We start from the raw sequence: 14754 nt of genomic DNA on the forward strand, positions 1-14754 counted from the left end.
TGCCGGCGAGCCGTCATCAGACAGCCGTAACCGTTGAATTGCTGGATGCGGATCAAGCCGCAGGGTCAATTCGTTCTATCAAGAGATTGAATCTCAAGCCATTCGCAGTTTTTACCCGTCCTAAAACGTGGTTGCCCGTCTAGGGAGTTTCACCACATCGAGAAACAGGTCCATCCGCGAACAGGTTCTGATCGCGGATGGGACGTCATATCCTCACATGCCGGCGACGGCAGCAAAGGGCCATGGGCGAGGAGGCGCAGGCAAAGACGATGCGGGACAGTCGATCGCAACCGAGACCACACGCGTTATCCGAATCTATCTCGGATAACGCGCCAATAGCGGAGCAGCGGTCATTGACCCGCCGCCTGCCTCAGCTCTTCAGGGCGGTGTTGCACAGGCTCCAGTAACCGCCGCCCTTCTGGATCCATTTCAGATCGCCGAGCGTGCCGTCACTCTTGTTCTTGTGGTAGGAGTCGACGCAGGTTTTCAGGCGGGCCTTGCCGGGCGTCTCGCTTGAATATTTCTTATCGACAGCGCTCGGGAAAGCGACGCCCTTCGGGGCTTTTATCGTCGCTTTTTCGGGTTCTTTTTCGGTGGTGGCCGCGACCTGCTTGTCGTCGGCCGCATCCTCAGCGGCCGCCTCGCTGCCGCAGAACTTGGCGCGATAGTCGTTCCACTTGACGTCCTTGGCGGACCCGTCGGCTTTCGCCGCCTGATATTTCACGCTGCACTCTTTCATGGTGAGTGCGGCTGCGGGGGAGACGAACGCCGCCGATGCCAGCAGCGCAAAGGATGAGAGAATGACAACCCTGTTAAACATTGAAGACTCCCGTGTGCATGATTGCCGGCCGACTATCTGACCGGATTTTCCGCTTGTCAACGAGCAGTGCGGTAAGGACGGAAACTCAGATCAACGGGCACGGCACTTGCTCACCGGGCGCACCATATTCGTCGTCAAGCCGGCAAAGCGCCGTCATTTTCAACGCCCGTCGCAGGAACCGGTGCACCCGCAGCACCCAGCCTCAAGAATCACGTGTTCGTGTGAAGTCAATCCTTCACCGGAACGAATTTCCTAAGTTTTCGTTAGCATACCGAACGAATAACGAGGATTTATCGATGTTGAGGATGCCGAAGACTATCTCCGCGCTCGCTCTTGGCGTCGCAATATCTGCCGCTTTTGTCGTGCCAGCCCATGCTTTCAGCCTCATACAGCCGGCCTATGAGACACAGCAACAGGCGCAGACCTCAGACCAGCGGGGTTATCCTGCCTCAGCCTTTGCGGCAGGAAAAGGCGAAGACGCCACGCCCAACGGTTACGCCCTGTCGCAGGCCGAGATCAACCATGTAAAATGGTGTGCGACGCGTTACACATCCTACCATCCCACCGACAACAGCTATATGGCGGCTGGCGGCACACGGATGCAATGTCTCTCGCCCTATTGATTCGGCTGCGGCCCAGGCCGCGCCGTTTCCGACAAGATAAAATTTACCTTAAATTCTACCGATTTGAACCATTCCCCCAACTGGCCGTTTGAGCCGCGTGCCAACGGGGAAAATGCGATGTTGTGGAATCTGGAAAAGCTTGAGCAGGAGCGACTAGACCTGATCGAGGTCATTACAGCCCTGCGTCGCGTGGAGCGCCTGTCGCAAACGGATCGCACCTCGATCTTTGATGAAATCACGGCGCATATGGCAAGGCTGAGCGAACTGGATGCGGAGAAACTGCGGGTTCAATCAGCGCTCGATGCAATCTGAAGGCACGCCACGCCAGCCGGCTTGTCGCCATCGGCGTCGCCCAATGCGGCCATCCCAGGGGCTTGCAGCCGCAGATTTCACCTGATCACTCGTCTTCCGGTATGAACCCGCCGATCTGGCGTTTCCAAAGGCGCGCAAACAGCCCGCCCTGCTCAACCAGTTCCTCCGGCCTGCCCTCTTCGATAATCCGGCCATGATCCAGCACGATGATCCGGTCCATTCGTGCAATGGTCGACAGGCGGTGCGCGATGGCGATCACCGTCTTGCCCTCCATCACCAGATTGAGCTTGTCCTGAATGGCGGCTTCGGACTCGCTATCAAGGGCGGAGGTGGCTTCATCGAGGATCAGGATAGGCGCGTCTTTCAACAGCACGCGCGCAATGGCGACCCGCTGCCGCTGCCCGCCGGAAAGCTTGATGCCACGGTCTCCGACAAAAGCCAGATATCCTTTTCGCCCCTCACTATCGGCGAGATCGGCGATGAAGGCATCGGCCTTCGCCACTTTCGCCACCTGCTCCACCTCCTCCCGCGTCGCCTCTGGTCGCCCGTAGCGGATATTGTCGCCAACCGACCGGTGCAGCAGCGCCACATCCTGGGCAATCACCCCGATATTGCGGCGCAGGCTCATCTGCGTGACCTCGCGAATATCCTGACCGTCGATGCGGATGGCGCCATCCTGAATGTCGTAAAACCGCAGGAGCAGATTGACCAGCGTCGTTTTTCCCGCACCTGACAGACCCACAAGGCCGACCCTCTCTCCCGCGCGGACCTTAAGCGACAGATCATCGATCACCGGTCTGCCGGACTTGTAGGCAAAGCGGATGTGGTCGAAATCAATGTCTCCACGCGCGACATTCAGTTCAGCCGCGCCGGCCCTGTCGGTAATGGTCGGCGGCGTCGTCATGACAGGCATGGCGTCCTTGATGGTGCCGATCGCCTGGAATATCTGCTGGCCCATCTGCAGGAAGGTGAATGTGTGCCCTGACAGCCGCTGCAATATATAGACCGCGCCGACGAATTCTCCGACCGTGATGAAGCCCTTCACCAGACCGGAAAACCCCACAGACAGGATCGCCAGCCACAACGCCATGTTGAGCGCAACCACGACCAGCTCGGACGCGCGGTAGACACGCTGCTCCCTGTGCTGCGTCTGCACCGCCTTGTTCAGAATGCGGCGGATTGCGCCCGCCTCGCTGTCTTCGGCAGCGAATTGCTTGATCATCTGCATGTTGCTGTAGAGATCGGTAATCGCGCCCGAGACAAGGCTCTTTTGTTTCGCCGACCGGCGTGACCGTTCCGTGAAGACGGGAGCCAGTTTGACGGCGAGAACCACATTCAGCACGATCCAGATGAACACCGGCAGCGCCAGCTGCCAGGACAAGGCGGCAAGAAGCGCAAGAGAGCCGATCATCTGCAGCAGAAAACGCGGTCCGATCTGGAATGCGTTGATGATCTGCTGCTGAACGGCTGACGAGACCTGCGAAAGACGCGAGGCGACCTGTCCGGCGTAGAGCTCATGGAAAAATGCCAGATCCTGCCGCTCCACGGCCTTGTGGCCCTGCCACTGGATGGCCACCGGCATGGCGATGCCGAGCGTGTGCGAATTGAGCGTATTGAGAAGAAACGAAGCCACCGGCATGGCGGGAAAGATCAACAACCCAAGGACGGTAAGCAGCGGCCATTCATCGCGCAGAAAAGCCTCCGCCCCCTGCGCCGTCACGCCATCAACGATAACGGACAATCCCCAGATGATCGACAGGTTGATGGCTTCCACCGCCATGGACGACAGGGCAAGAGCAATGAGGACGCCGCGAAACATCTCAATGAAATGCAACAGCACCGCGACGGGGCCTTTCGACGGCAGCGGCCGGAAGGGAATGTCGAGCGGCCGTATCAGCGTCTCGAAAGGGCGAAAAATCGTATCTGAAATCGACATGGGCCTCTCGGATCGCGGTTTGGCATCGACGGGGAGGAATCAGCTACGCGTCCGGCATGGAACCATGACCGGCCCTTGACCTCAATTGTAAAGAATAGCTGGTGCGCGCCCTGAACATGGCGTGAAATGAAACGTTCGCACGATCATGCCGATCATCGGCAAGTCGAAGCAGCGAAAATGATTGCGGGTGAACATGCCTGCAATGGAGAGCAGACAAGGCAAAACGGCGCAAAATCAACGTTTAACGGTTGTCTTCAATTTTCAAGGGCGAACACAGCGCCTTTTTTTTAGTGTTTCGAACTTAACTGGGCATCAGAAGGTAATGTCCGACACCCCAGACCTCCCCACCCTGATGCCCGAACAGCCCGGCGGTTGCGAGGAAGAAAAGTCGCCAGCGGCGTTCCCACAGTCTCGCGTCGTTTCCGTAAACGCGCTTCAGGATCGGCCGGACACGGTCAATCTCCCGGTCAAAATTCGCCAGCCAATCAAGAGCTGTCCGTCGATAATGTAGACCGGACCATCGCCAGTCCTGTTCTACAGTGAAAATCTTCCCAAAACGATGGGGAAGATCGAAGGCAGGCATGATACCGCCGGTGAAGAAGTGCCGGGCGATCCAGTCTGCCGGATTATTGTGGTCAAAACGGTAGGATCGGTCACGGTGGTTGAAGACGTGCAGGAAGAACCTGCCTTCCGGCTGCAGCCAGGAACGAACCCGCTCGAATAACATCTGCCAGTTCGACATGTGCTCGAACATCTCCACCGACACGACACGATCGAAACGATTGCCTGTCGTGAAATCATTCATGTCGGCGGTTACCACCGAAAGGTTGGAGAAGCCGCGCTCCCGGGCGCAGCCGATTATGTAGTCACGCTGCGATGCTGAGTTCGAAACGGATGTGATCCGCGCATTGGGAAATCGGCCCGCCATATACAGGGAAAGCGAACCCCAACCGCAGCCGAGTTCCAGAATATCCATGCCATCACGCAGCCCGGCATGGGCCACTGTCTCGGAAAGCGCCACGGTCTCGGCTTCATCCAGCGTCGTCGTGGCGTCGGGATAATAACAGCAGGAATATTTGCGCTGCGCTCCGAGAACCAGCGAGAAAAACTCCGCTGGGACTTCGTAATGTTGTCTGTTCGCCTCGTCGGTGTGGCTGGCTATGGGAAACGTCGCCATATCCTTCGCAAAGGCCAATTCGGCATCATCGGGAATATTTGCAAGCCGCCGTTTCGTTCGCACGCAGAGCATATCTATACCGGCCAGTGTGACCGCGTCAGTGAGCGGTGCGCGTTCTGCGGCATTGATGGCGAAGGCGAGCATATTCATGGCGTTTCCTCGTTCTTGCGCGGGCCCGGAAAGAAGGCGTTGACGCGGCGTTGCAGGACGCGGAACCTCTCTCCGCGCGATTTCAGCATGTGCTCTTCAAGCGGCGGAATGCCGGAGACGTGGACGAGCAGCCAATACATCATGATGGGTGCAGCAAGCGACGCCCAGGACAAGACCTGCTCCTGAACGGCGAGCAGCGGGAAACTGCACCAGAAAAGCCATTCGAAGAAATAATTGGGATGGCGGGAATAACGCCAAAGGCCGGTTTCACAGACGCCGGTTTTTGCTTCCGGCGTTTTCCTGAATTTTGAAAGCTGGGCATCCGAGAGCGCTTCACCGGCCAGTGCGGCAAAAGCGACCGCCGTGGCGAAAATATCGATGAGACGCGGAAAACCCTGGCCGTTGCCGGAAGCGAGATAAACCGCAAGAACGAGCACGAAAGCGGCAATGGCCTGTATCTGGAGGAAGATGAAAAGTCTGAGAGGGGCTGCGCTGCCCCATTGCTTGATGAGCTTTGCATAACGGGGATCTTCTCCGCCGCCCTGCGTGCGCATGCCTATATGCCCGGCAAGTCGCAACGACCAGACGACGACAAGGGAAAATACGACCGCGCGCCGCCAGCCTTCTCCTTCCGCGAATAAAACTGCTAAAACTCCGCCAAACCCGACACTCGCCGACCAGACGGTGTCGATCCAGCCGCTCGAACCGGTTGCTCTTTGCAGCGCCCACGCGCCTGCCATCAGAAGCGACATGAGAATGGCAAGCGCCAGGATCACAGACAACATCACTACTTCACTCACGGTTTGAACAGATGGAGACCGGGTTTCGTGATGGCAAATACGACCGAACCGGCAAAAGAGTTTCAGGTTTCGGAAAAGATTCCAAAAAAACACCAGCCGCTGAAACTTATCCGCCCCCTCCCTCGTATCTGCGCTGTCCCAAGGCAAATTTCTGTAATGCGATGGCGAGGATAGATGACCGACACGGAAACGAGACAAAAAGATAGCCGGTACCGCATCGCAATTGTGGGAACAGGAATTTCCGGCCTGTCGGCAGCGTGGCTTTTGTCGAAACGGCACGATGTCACGGTCTTTGAGGCGGCTGATCGCGTCGGCGGCCACAGCAACACGGTGACATTCGATACGGATAAAGGACCGGCTCATGTCGATACCGGGTTCATTGTCTATAACGAGTGGACCTATCCCAATCTCACCGCGCTTTTTCGAACGCTTGACGTACAGACCGCAGCGTCGAACATGTCTTTTGCCGTTTCCCTCGACAATGGCGACTTTGAATATTCCGGTGGAACCGGTCTTGGCCTGCTGGCACAGAAGAGAAATGTGCTCAGACCACGTTTCTGGGCGATGGTTGCGGACCTCCTTCGGTTTTACCGCAATGCCCCTCGCGACCTGCATTTGATGGGCAATACATCGCTCGACGAATATCTCACGCACAACCGGTACGGATCGGCGTTCCGCGACGATCATCTTTACCCCATGGCGGCAGCCATATGGTCCACGCCGGCCATGGAGGTCGGCCGTTACCCGGCTGCGCATTTTATCAAATTCTGCCGCAATCACGGCCTGCTGTTGCTGCGCGATCGACCGGTCTGGCGCACCGTTGTCGGTGGCTCGCGCGAATATGTAAAACGCATCACGGCGCCATTTGCGGATCGAATTCGCCTCTCGACACCGGTGACACGCATTCGCCGCCTTCCGCGCGGCGTCGAACTCACCACAGCGGACGGGAAAACTGCTCGCTTCGATGACGTGGTGATGGCAACCCATGCAGATCAGGCGCTGGATATGCTCACGGACGCCTCGCCCGCTGAACAGCGCATCCTCGGCGCCTTTGGCTATACGAAAAACCGCGCCGTGCTTCACACCGACAGCAGTTTCATGCCCCGTCGCCGCGCTGCCTGGTCAAGCTGGAACTATGTTGCCGATACGCGCATTAAGGCGGGCCAGCCAAGCATCACATACTGGATGAACAGGCTTCAGCCGCTGGGAGAAACCCCGGACACTTTCGTAACGCTGAACCCGGTCCGGGAACCGGATCAAGGAAAGATCATCGCCGAGGAAACCTATCACCATCCCGTTTTCGACGCCGGCACAGAGCAGATGCGTCAGGAGCTTTGGGCTTTGCAGGGCCTGCGAAACACCTGGTTCTGCGGCGCTTATTTCGGATCGGGTTTTCACGAGGACGGACTTCAGGCCGGGCTTGCGGTTGCCGAAGATTTAGGCGGGGTGACACGGCCATGGAAGGTTGCCGACGATAGCGGCCGGATCATTCGCCTGGATTTGAAAACCATTGCGACGGACACGAAACTCATGGAGGCGACAGCATGACGCCTCCCTTCACGTCAGCGCTTTTCCCGGGCAATGTGACCCATGCGCGCTTCAAGCCGAAAATCCACAAACTGGCCTACCGGATTTATTCGCTGCTTCTCGATCTCGATGAACTTGAGACGCTCGACCGGAAATTGCGGTTTTTTTCCGTGGACCGGTTCAACCTCTTCTCTTTTCATCGCAGGGACCGTGGCGACGGCAGCGCGATTGGCCTGCGCCGGCAGATAGAGACAGCGATGACGGCGGCGGGTATCGCCGTGGATGGAGGGCCTATTCGCCTTCTCACCATGCCGCGCCTGCTCGGCTGGGCTTTCAACCCTCTGAGCGTGTTCTTCTGCTATGGGCGCGACACGTCGCTGAAAGCCATCCTCTGGGAGGTGGATAACACCTTCGGGCAACGGCATTCCTATCTGATCCCGGTGGAGGCCGGCAAAGAGACCGAGATCGTCCAGCGATGCGACAAGGCTTTCTATGTCTCGCCCTTCATGGACATGGACCTACGTTATGTTTTCCGCGTCATTCCGCCAGGTGACAGGTTGAAGATCGTCATCGAAACTTTCGACGATGACGGCGTGGTCCTGACGGCCCGTCATCTTGCCCGGCGCGTCGAGCTGACCGATCGCGCTCTGCTCAAAGCCTTCGTCACCATCCCGTTCCTGACGCTCAAGGTCGTTCTCGGCATTCACTGGGAAGCCCTTAAAATCTGGCTGAAAGGCGTGCGGCTCAAAAAACGTCCGCCGCCGCCCGCCGAACCCGTCTCATTCGTTCATCCATCATCGTCGCAAATCGAGGCCAGAATTCATGACCCCGTTTGAAAATCTCTCTGAATTATCGACGCAGGGCACTCGCCTCAACGGTCGTGCCGGCATGGGCACATGGCTCATCAGCCGGCTGCTGAACAATATCGAGCGCGGCCGACTGCGCGTAACCCTTCCTGGCGGTGGAAACATCGAAAAATCGGGCGATTCGGAAGGTAGCGAAGCCATTCTCGTGCTGCATAACTGGCGGGCCATCCGCAGGCTGCTCGTCAACGGCGATATCGGCTTTGCGGAAGGTTTCATCGAAAATGACTGGTCTACGCCTGACCTGACAGCGCTCATCCGTTTCGCCGCTCAAAATCGCGAGGCATTTGCAAGGTCGATGCGCGGCAGCCTGCCCATGCGTCTCATCAACCGGCTTGCACACGGGCTGAATGCCAACACCAGACGCGGCAGCCGCCGCAATATCGAGGCGCATTACGATCTTGGCAACGAGTTCTACCGGCAGTGGCTCGATCCCACGATGCTCTATTCCTCGGCGATTTTCGACGAAACCACCACCAGCCTTGAGGCCGCGCAACGCAAGAAACTCGAGCGCATTGCGGAGAAGCTACAGCTGACCGGAAATAACAACGTACTCGAAATCGGCTGCGGCTGGGGTGCACTCGCCATCCATCTCGCCACGCAGCACAATACAAACGTGACCGGCATCACCCTTTCCCCCTCCCAGTTGCGCTGGGCAGAAAATGCGGCGGAGAAAGAAAACAACGCGGGCCGGATCGATCTCAGGCTGCAGGATTACCGCGACGTGCAGGGTCAATTCGACAATATCGTCTCGGTGGAAATGTTTGAAGCTGTCGGCGAAGCCTATTGGCCAAGCTATTTCGAAACGCTGAAACGCTGCCTGAAACCCGGCGGCCGTGCGGTGCTGCAAATTATCTCCATTGAAGAAAGCCGCTTTGACACCTATCGGCGCAAGGCCGATTTCATTCAGAAATACATCTTCCCGGGCGGTTTTCTGCCCTCCGATTCAGCGCTTGAAAAAGCCATGGGACAAACCGGCCTGAAACTCACGGAGACGGAGCTTTTCGGCCAGTCCTATGCGCTCACACTGTCGGAATGGCGCCAGCGTTTTCACGCCCGATGGCAAACGATTTCCCTGCTTGGCTTCGATGAGCGCTTCCGGCGGCTGTGGGACTATTACCTCTGCTACTGCGAAGCGGGTTTTGCCGAGGGAACCATAAATGTCGGCCTATACACGATAGAACACGGATGAGGCGGGGCGAACAAGCGGAGAAAGACAATGAAAATCAGCAGATTGGCAATTGTACCCGCCCTCTTCCCGACGCTGGTGGGCCTCGGTGCGGCAGCAGGCGAGATTGACGGAAACTGGGCGCGCGGCGACGGCAAGGCGAAAGTGCTGATCGCGCCCTGCGGCGAGAAAATATGCGCCACGAATACATGGATCAAACCTGGCACCGCAAAAGAAAAGACCGGTGATCGCCTGATCATGGACATCAAGCAGAGCGAGGCGGGCAGCTATTCCGGCACCGCCTTCGACCCGCAACGGGAAAAATCCTACAAGATAACGGTGACGGTCGCGGGCAATAACATGACCACGAAAGGCTGCATCGTCGCCGGCCTGCTGTGCAAGGGCATAAGCTGGACCAGGATCGACTAGCGCATACTCAAATCGCTTCTCTTTATTCTCGTCATCCCGAAAAAAACGTCGCCTGATCAAAGGCAAAGGAAACACCGATGAAGACATACCTTGCCGCTTATTCCTTCACCCTCATCGCATTTCTGGTGATCGATTTCATCTGGCTGAGCACCATGGCGTCGCGTCTTTACCGGCCAGCCATCGGCGATCTTCTGGCGGAAAATTTCCGCCTTGCTCCGGCAATCGTCTTTTATCTCATCTACGCCGCCGGCCTCACTTTTCTCGCCGTTCGTCCGGCTCTGATTTCGGGCGAATGGACCACGGCTCTGCTTTATGGCGCAGCGGTGGGCTTCATGGCCTATGCCACCTATGATCTGACCAATCAGGCCACGCTGAAGAACTGGTCCACCACCCTGACTGTTGCCGATCTACTGTGGGGAACCTTCGTCTCCGCGGCAGCGGCCATCATCGGTTATCTCGTCACGGTCCGCCTCATCGGCCCGCTTGAAAACTCGCCGGGTCTGTCATGACACTTGTCATAACCTGCGGCTTGCGCCCGATGCTCAAAGGGAGTGCATGTAGCGAACGCCCCAAGCATCTCTTGTCTTCTTCCGAAAGACGACCCTATAAAGGAAGGACAGCAAGGAAGGTTCGAATGCAGGGCAAAGAGATCGCAACGCTTATCAACCGCGTCGGCATGGGTGATCGTTCAGCATTCGTCTCGCTTTACCAGGCAACAAGCCCGAAGCTTTTTGCGATCTGCCTAAAAATCCTGCGGGACAAAATGGAAGCCGAAGAGGCGCTGCAGGAAATCTATATCAAGGTCTGGCAGCGCGCCCGAACATTTGCCGTAAGCGCCGGCAAACCGGCGACATGGCTTGCCACCATCGCCCGCAACCACGCGATAGACACCATCCGTGCGCGTAAACCCGCAAGCGATGACATTGACGAGGCCTATGATCTCGTTGATGAGAGCATCCGCGATCCCGAGCAGCAGGTCGTTCTGGTGGATGAAGGCCGCAGGATCGATGACTGCATGCGGGAACTTGAGACTGTGCACGCACAGGCGGTACGTCGTGCCTATGTCGAAGGTTTGAGTTATCTTGAACTCGCCGACGAATTGCGCGTGCCTCTGAATACGGTCAGAACCTGGCTCCGGCGCAGTCTTCTCAAACTCAGAGAGTGCATGCAGCGATGACAACGGGCGACCAGAGTGGCGGAATGCACACGCGCGACGAAATCCTCGCCGGCGAATATGTGCTGGGCGTTCTGCCGCTCGAAAAGCGCCGCGAGGTGGAAAGGCGCATCCAGGACGAGGAAGCCTTCGCGCAACTCGTGCAGCGCTGGGAAACGGAGTTTTCCGACTTCAACGCCGAGTATCAGGAACAGACACCGAGCCCGACTGTCCTTGCCCGCATCGAAGAGCGCCTGTTTGGCAGCAGGGCTGTCAATACCAATGGCAGTCTCTGGAACTCCGCGCCTTTCTGGCGCTGGATATCAGTCGCCACCAGCGCAACCGCCGTCGCTGCCGTCGTCTATGCTGCGTTCCCCGACCAACGGCCGGATACCACCCCGCTTGTGGCCGAGCTTGCGACAACCGACAGTCAGGTCAATCTCCTCGCGTCCTACGATGCGGAATCGGGCCGGATGCGTATCGTACCGGTCGCAACCGGCAAGACGGACGAAAAATCATTGGAATTGTGGCTCGTCATGGATGGCGGCAAGACCCGCTCGCTTGGCGTTTTCCAGCCGGGCACGAACGGCGACCTCATCATTCCCGCCGACATGCGCGGCACCATAACGGATGGCACGACCTTCGCAATCAGCGTGGAACCCTTCGGAGGCTCTCCGACCGGTCAGGCAACCGGCCCAGTCATCGCTGTCGGCACCGCGCGGCATCTGTGAGGTTTCAAACCGGTTTTAGCATCGCCTGAGCGAAGCTTCTGCGCGGCTCTCATTACTGGCGCTGGTGAGAGCGGAAAATCAATCCTTACCGCTTCTCATGCCATGTCATAGTAAAACGCGTTCCCTGCCTCAGCTCGGGATGTGTATGGGTCTGCTCGACACGTGCACCGATATTCTGCGCCATCGCCATGATCAGCTTGGTACCGAGGCCTGTGCCACGCGGAGTCGAATCCGACGACACGCCGACGCCGTCATCTTCCACCAGCAGAACAAACTGCCCACTATCCTCGGAGAGTTTGACGCGAACCGTACCGGTCTGGTCAGGATAGGCATATTTCAGCGCATTGGTCAGAAGCTCGGTAATGATGACACCAAGCGCCACGGCATGATCAGCCTTGAGATCGATTTCGCAAAGCGAAGTCTCGACCGTGACGGAAGAAGAGCCGGGCACCGCCTGGAACAGGTCGCCGATGATGGAGGTCAGATAGGAACTCAGGGAGACCAATCCGACATTGGCGGTATTATAGAGGCTACGGTGCACGCCGGCGATGGCCGAAATCCTGCTTTGCGTTTCCAATAACGCGGTTTCCGCTTCCTGCGATTTCAGGGTGTTTATTTGCAGACGGATCATCGCCGACACCAGCGACAGGCTGTTCGCGACACGATGGTTCATCTCCTTCACCATCATTTCCGCGTGCTCTTTGGCCTTTACCAGCAAACGATCGGCCTCTTCCTTCGTTTGGCGCAGGCGATGGTTTTCCAATGCCTGCTCGATGGCTGTAAGCAGAAGCGGAAAGAAGTCGTCCCCGACATTCTTGATGACGTAGTCGGCAGCACCCGCCTTGAGCGCGTCTATGGCGATTTGGGCCTCGTTGGACCCCGTCACATAGAGAACTGGCGCCCTTGCCGGTATCGTCTGGATCGCGGCAAGAAATTCCATGCCCGTCGCGGTCTGGAAATAGTGATCGAGAACGACAACATCGAACTGCCCGTTTTGAAAAAGCTCGAGGCCGGAAGCTACGGAGGTGGCATGAACCACCTCCATACCGTGACGACCGAGAACGCGGCTGGAAAGCCGCGCCAGAGCCGGGTCGTCATCGACATACAAAACGCGCAAAGCCATCATGCCTTCAAGGTATCTGAATTACGGAAAAGAACAGGCCGAGATTTTTGATGGCATTGGCAAAGCCCTCATAATCGACCGGCTTGGTTATATAAACATTCGCGCCAAGATCATAGCATTTCTGAATTTCAGTCTCGTCGTCGGTCGTTGTCAAAACCACCACGGGCAAACGGCGTGTATATTCATTGCTCTTGATCTGCTCGAGAATATTGATGCCCGACATGTCGGGGAGATTGAGATCGAGCAAGACGAGAAGATAACGGTCCTTGCTGACAAGCCCATCCCGACTTTCGCCTAATATAAAGTCCAGCGCCTTGGCGCCGAGCGTAAAAGGCACGATCTCGTTGTTCACGCCGGCGCGCCGCACGTTTTTCTCGATCAGCCGAGCATGGCCTTCGTCGTCTTCGATCATCACGATCGTTACTTCCTGACCGGTCGCTTTCATTTGTCGCTTTCCTTCGTCACGCGTCTGAGGTCACTCGGCATCAGCAGGATAAACGTGCTGCCTTCGCCAAGTTTAGACTCGACTTTAATGTCACCCCCTAAATTTCTGATTAGCGAACGAACATGCGCAAGACCAATGCCCTCTCCCGGCTGATCCTGATTGCCCGCCCGCCGAAAGAGCTCAAAAACCCGTTCGAGGTCCTGTTCGCCAATACCGCGCCCGTTGTCGGCGACTTCGATACAAATAGCTCCACGTCCAGCCGGATAGGCCCGGGCCGTCAGTCTCAGCGGGCGGCCAGGCATCTGGTATTTCACCGCGTTATCGAAGAGATTTCCGAGTATCTGATCGAGAGATATCCGGTCGGTCACGATCGTCAGCTTCGGCGTGTCGACTTCGATCTCGCCGCCATTGGCGTTGATCTGGTGGCGTACCGTCTCAGACAGTGACGAGAGCAACGTTTCTATGTCGACTTTCTCCGGCTGCAGCTTTCGCTGGCCGTCGCGGGATATTTTCAGGATGGCGTTGATCAGCTGATCCATTTTGCGGGTGGACGAGCGGATGAAGCCGATAGCCTCTGGAATATCCTCTTCAACCGCCAGCCGCGCCTCACGAATAACGTCCTCCGGGAGAGACTTGCCATCTGCGAGAACATAACTCGTTACCGGCTTCAGCGAAGTATCGAATTCGGATAGGAAGCCCATGATATTGACGAGCGGCGCGCGCAGGTCATGCGTCACGATATATGCGAAGCGCTGAATTTCCTGATTGGCGCGGCGAAGATCCCGCGTTCTTTCCTCGACACGTTCTTCAAGATGACGATTGAGTTCATCGACATCCTCCCGCGACCTGTTCAGGGCACGGATATAGGTGAAGACAAGGAAGATCGAACCACCGACCACAATGAGGATAGCGAGCGCACCGCCGACCGTTACCCAGCGCAGCTTATTGGCAGCCCCGAGTTGATCCGCAACGATGATGCGCAGGCGATCATCTGTGTCCGATTGCAGGTCCGACAGAATACTCCTGATCTCGTTCATGAAGCGTTTGCCGTCATTATTACGGACGACCTCAACCGCCTCCGTTATTCGGCCCGAACGCTGCAAATCGATGGTCTCACGGGTTTCAGCCAGCTTCGCGTCGATTGTCTGCCTCAAACCCGAAAGAAACTGCTTGTATTGCTCGTCTTCCGTCAGAAGATCGAAAAGTCTTGACTGGCGTTGGGGCAAGCCACGCAGGGCTTCTTCGTAAGGCACGAGATAATCGCGATTATTGGTCAGCAGATATCCCCGCTGGCCGGTTTCGATGTCCTGCATCGTCGTCAGCACATCCAAAACAGCGGCACGAAAACGTCGGAGTTCCGCTGTTTCCTGGGAATAGCGGTTATTCACCTGCACCAGCCACAGCGACATGGAGACCATGCCAATCAAAATCGCAACACCCACGGCAAGCATCAAAAGGCTTCGTTGGGCAAACGGTGAAAAACCAATCACAGAAATA

At 57.1% G+C, this 14754-nt stretch carries 16 protein-coding genes; 9 read left to right on the plus strand and 7 right to left on the minus strand.

Going from position 1 to position 14754, the window contains the following annotated elements; all coding sequences use genetic code 11:
- Window positions 1-370: 370 nt before the first annotated feature.
- Complete coding sequence (locus tag ASB65_RS06065) at window positions 371-820, minus strand: hypothetical protein (protein ID WP_020009392.1); 450 nt, start codon at window positions 818-820, stop codon at window positions 371-373.
- A 296-nt stretch (window positions 821-1116) separates the two neighbouring features.
- Between ASB65_RS06065 and ASB65_RS06070 the strand changes: the two genes are divergently transcribed.
- Window positions 1117-1443 carry a BA14K family protein gene (locus ASB65_RS06070; protein WP_026363434.1) on the plus strand — a complete coding sequence of 109 codons (327 nt, stop codon included), beginning with the start codon at window positions 1117-1119 and terminating at the stop codon, window positions 1441-1443.
- A gap of 117 nt (window positions 1444-1560) precedes the next feature.
- Window positions 1561-1755: a hypothetical protein gene (locus ASB65_RS06075; protein WP_060723321.1), complete on the plus strand. Its 195-nt coding sequence runs from the start codon at window positions 1561-1563 to the stop codon at window positions 1753-1755.
- An 85-nt stretch (window positions 1756-1840) separates the two neighbouring features.
- Here the strand turns inward: ASB65_RS06075 and ASB65_RS06080 are convergent, their stop codons facing one another.
- From ASB65_RS06080 to ASB65_RS06090, 3 genes are all read right to left on the minus strand, one after another.
- Window positions 1841-3691 (minus strand): ABC transporter ATP-binding protein, encoded by a 1851-nt coding sequence (locus tag ASB65_RS06080; RefSeq protein WP_060723322.1) that lies wholly within the window; start codon window positions 3689-3691, stop codon window positions 1841-1843.
- Window positions 3692-3992: 301 nt separating this feature from the next.
- The gene (locus ASB65_RS06085; RefSeq protein WP_060723323.1) at window positions 3993-5018 is read right to left on the minus strand and encodes an SAM-dependent methyltransferase; all 1026 of its coding nucleotides are present in this window, start codon (window positions 5016-5018) and stop codon (window positions 3993-3995) included.
- On the minus strand, window positions 5015-5803 hold the full coding sequence (locus tag ASB65_RS06090) for a DUF1295 domain-containing protein (protein WP_060723324.1): 789 nt from the start codon (window positions 5801-5803) through the stop codon (window positions 5015-5017). Before ASB65_RS06090 ends, ASB65_RS06085 begins: the two co-directional genes overlap by 4 nt.
- Before the next feature lie 189 nt (window positions 5804-5992).
- Between ASB65_RS06090 and ASB65_RS06095 the strand changes: the two genes are divergently transcribed.
- From ASB65_RS06095 to ASB65_RS06125, 7 genes are all read left to right on the plus strand, one after another.
- Window positions 5993-7366 carry an NAD(P)/FAD-dependent oxidoreductase gene (locus ASB65_RS06095; protein WP_060723325.1) on the plus strand — a complete coding sequence of 458 codons (1374 nt, stop codon included), beginning with the start codon at window positions 5993-5995 and terminating at the stop codon, window positions 7364-7366.
- Window positions 7363-8181 (plus strand): DUF1365 domain-containing protein, encoded by an 819-nt coding sequence (locus ASB65_RS06100; protein WP_060723326.1) that lies wholly within the window; start codon window positions 7363-7365, stop codon window positions 8179-8181. The genes ASB65_RS06095 and ASB65_RS06100 overlap by 4 nt, the downstream gene beginning before the upstream one ends.
- Entirely contained in the window at window positions 8168-9400 is a 1233-nt protein-coding gene (locus tag ASB65_RS06105) for an SAM-dependent methyltransferase (protein ID WP_003507666.1), read from the plus strand. Before ASB65_RS06100 ends, ASB65_RS06105 begins: the two co-directional genes overlap by 14 nt.
- A gap of 27 nt (window positions 9401-9427) precedes the next feature.
- Window positions 9428-9805, plus strand: coding sequence for a DUF2147 domain-containing protein (locus ASB65_RS06110; protein ID WP_060723327.1), 378 nt, complete (start codon window positions 9428-9430; stop codon window positions 9803-9805).
- Window positions 9806-9882: 77 nt separating this feature from the next.
- Window positions 9883-10314 (plus strand): DUF2177 family protein, encoded by a 432-nt coding sequence (locus ASB65_RS06115; protein ID WP_060723328.1) that lies wholly within the window; start codon window positions 9883-9885, stop codon window positions 10312-10314.
- Window positions 10315-10439: 125 nt separating this feature from the next.
- On the plus strand, window positions 10440-10982 hold the full coding sequence (locus ASB65_RS06120; protein ID WP_003507660.1) for a sigma-70 family RNA polymerase sigma factor: 543 nt from the start codon (window positions 10440-10442) through the stop codon (window positions 10980-10982).
- Window positions 10979-11689: an anti-sigma factor domain-containing protein gene (locus ASB65_RS06125; RefSeq protein ID WP_003507657.1), complete on the plus strand. Its 711-nt coding sequence runs from the start codon at window positions 10979-10981 to the stop codon at window positions 11687-11689. Before ASB65_RS06120 ends, ASB65_RS06125 begins: the two co-directional genes overlap by 4 nt.
- Before the next feature lie 85 nt (window positions 11690-11774).
- Here ASB65_RS06125 and ASB65_RS06130 read toward each other — a convergent pair whose 3' ends face one another.
- From ASB65_RS06130 to ASB65_RS06140, 3 genes are read right to left on the minus strand one after another with little or no spacing between them, the layout of a single operon-like run.
- Window positions 11775-12815 carry a sensor histidine kinase gene (locus ASB65_RS06130; RefSeq protein ID WP_003507655.1) on the minus strand — a complete coding sequence of 347 codons (1041 nt, stop codon included), beginning with the start codon at window positions 12813-12815 and terminating at the stop codon, window positions 11775-11777.
- 4 nt (window positions 12816-12819) lie between these two features.
- Window positions 12820-13257 (minus strand): response regulator, encoded by a 438-nt coding sequence (locus tag ASB65_RS06135; RefSeq protein ID WP_003507653.1) that lies wholly within the window; start codon window positions 13255-13257, stop codon window positions 12820-12822.
- Window positions 13254-14708: a sensor histidine kinase gene (locus tag ASB65_RS06140; protein ID WP_003507651.1), complete on the minus strand. Its 1455-nt coding sequence runs from the start codon at window positions 14706-14708 to the stop codon at window positions 13254-13256. Before ASB65_RS06140 ends, ASB65_RS06135 begins: the two co-directional genes overlap by 4 nt.
- Window positions 14709-14754: the final 46 nt, after the last annotated feature.

This window comes from Agrobacterium tumefaciens str. B6 (assembly GCF_001541315.1).
GTDB classification, from domain to species: Bacteria; Pseudomonadota; Alphaproteobacteria; order Rhizobiales; family Rhizobiaceae; genus Agrobacterium; species Agrobacterium radiobacter.

Coding starts and splice junctions, on each gene's coding strand:
- ASB65_RS06090 (WP_060723324.1), bottom strand. CDS start 5,803: ATGTTGTCTGTGATCCTGGCGCTTGCCATTCTCATGTCGCTTCTGATG.
- ASB65_RS06140 (WP_003507651.1), bottom strand. CDS start 14,708: ATGCTTGCCGTGGGTGTTGCGATTTTGATTGGCATGGTCTCCATGTCG.
- ASB65_RS06105 (WP_003507666.1), top strand. CDS start 8,168: ATGACCCCGTTTGAAAATCTCTCTGAATTATCGACGCAGGGCACTCGC.
- ASB65_RS06100 (WP_060723326.1), top strand. CDS start 7,363: ATGACGCCTCCCTTCACGTCAGCGCTTTTCCCGGGCAATGTGACCCAT.
- ASB65_RS06075 (WP_060723321.1), top strand. CDS start 1,561: ATGTTGTGGAATCTGGAAAAGCTTGAGCAGGAGCGACTAGACCTGATC.
- ASB65_RS06135 (WP_003507653.1), bottom strand. CDS start 13,257: ATGAAAGCGACCGGTCAGGAAGTAACGATCGTGATGATCGAAGACGAC.
- ASB65_RS06065 (WP_020009392.1), bottom strand. CDS start 820: ATGTTTAACAGGGTTGTCATTCTCTCATCCTTTGCGCTGCTGGCATCG.
- ASB65_RS06070 (WP_026363434.1), top strand. CDS start 1,117: ATGTTGAGGATGCCGAAGACTATCTCCGCGCTCGCTCTTGGCGTCGCA.
- ASB65_RS06095 (WP_060723325.1), top strand. CDS start 5,993: ATGACCGACACGGAAACGAGACAAAAAGATAGCCGGTACCGCATCGCA.
- ASB65_RS06125 (WP_003507657.1), top strand. CDS start 10,979: ATGACAACGGGCGACCAGAGTGGCGGAATGCACACGCGCGACGAAATC.
- ASB65_RS06085 (WP_060723323.1), bottom strand. CDS start 5,018: ATGAATATGCTCGCCTTCGCCATCAATGCCGCAGAACGCGCACCGCTC.
- ASB65_RS06110 (WP_060723327.1), top strand. CDS start 9,428: ATGAAAATCAGCAGATTGGCAATTGTACCCGCCCTCTTCCCGACGCTG.
- ASB65_RS06120 (WP_003507660.1), top strand. CDS start 10,440: ATGCAGGGCAAAGAGATCGCAACGCTTATCAACCGCGTCGGCATGGGT.
- ASB65_RS06130 (WP_003507655.1), bottom strand. CDS start 12,815: ATGATGGCTTTGCGCGTTTTGTATGTCGATGACGACCCGGCTCTGGCG.
- ASB65_RS06115 (WP_060723328.1), top strand. CDS start 9,883: ATGAAGACATACCTTGCCGCTTATTCCTTCACCCTCATCGCATTTCTG.
- ASB65_RS06080 (WP_060723322.1), bottom strand. CDS start 3,691: ATGTCGATTTCAGATACGATTTTTCGCCCTTTCGAGACGCTGATACGG.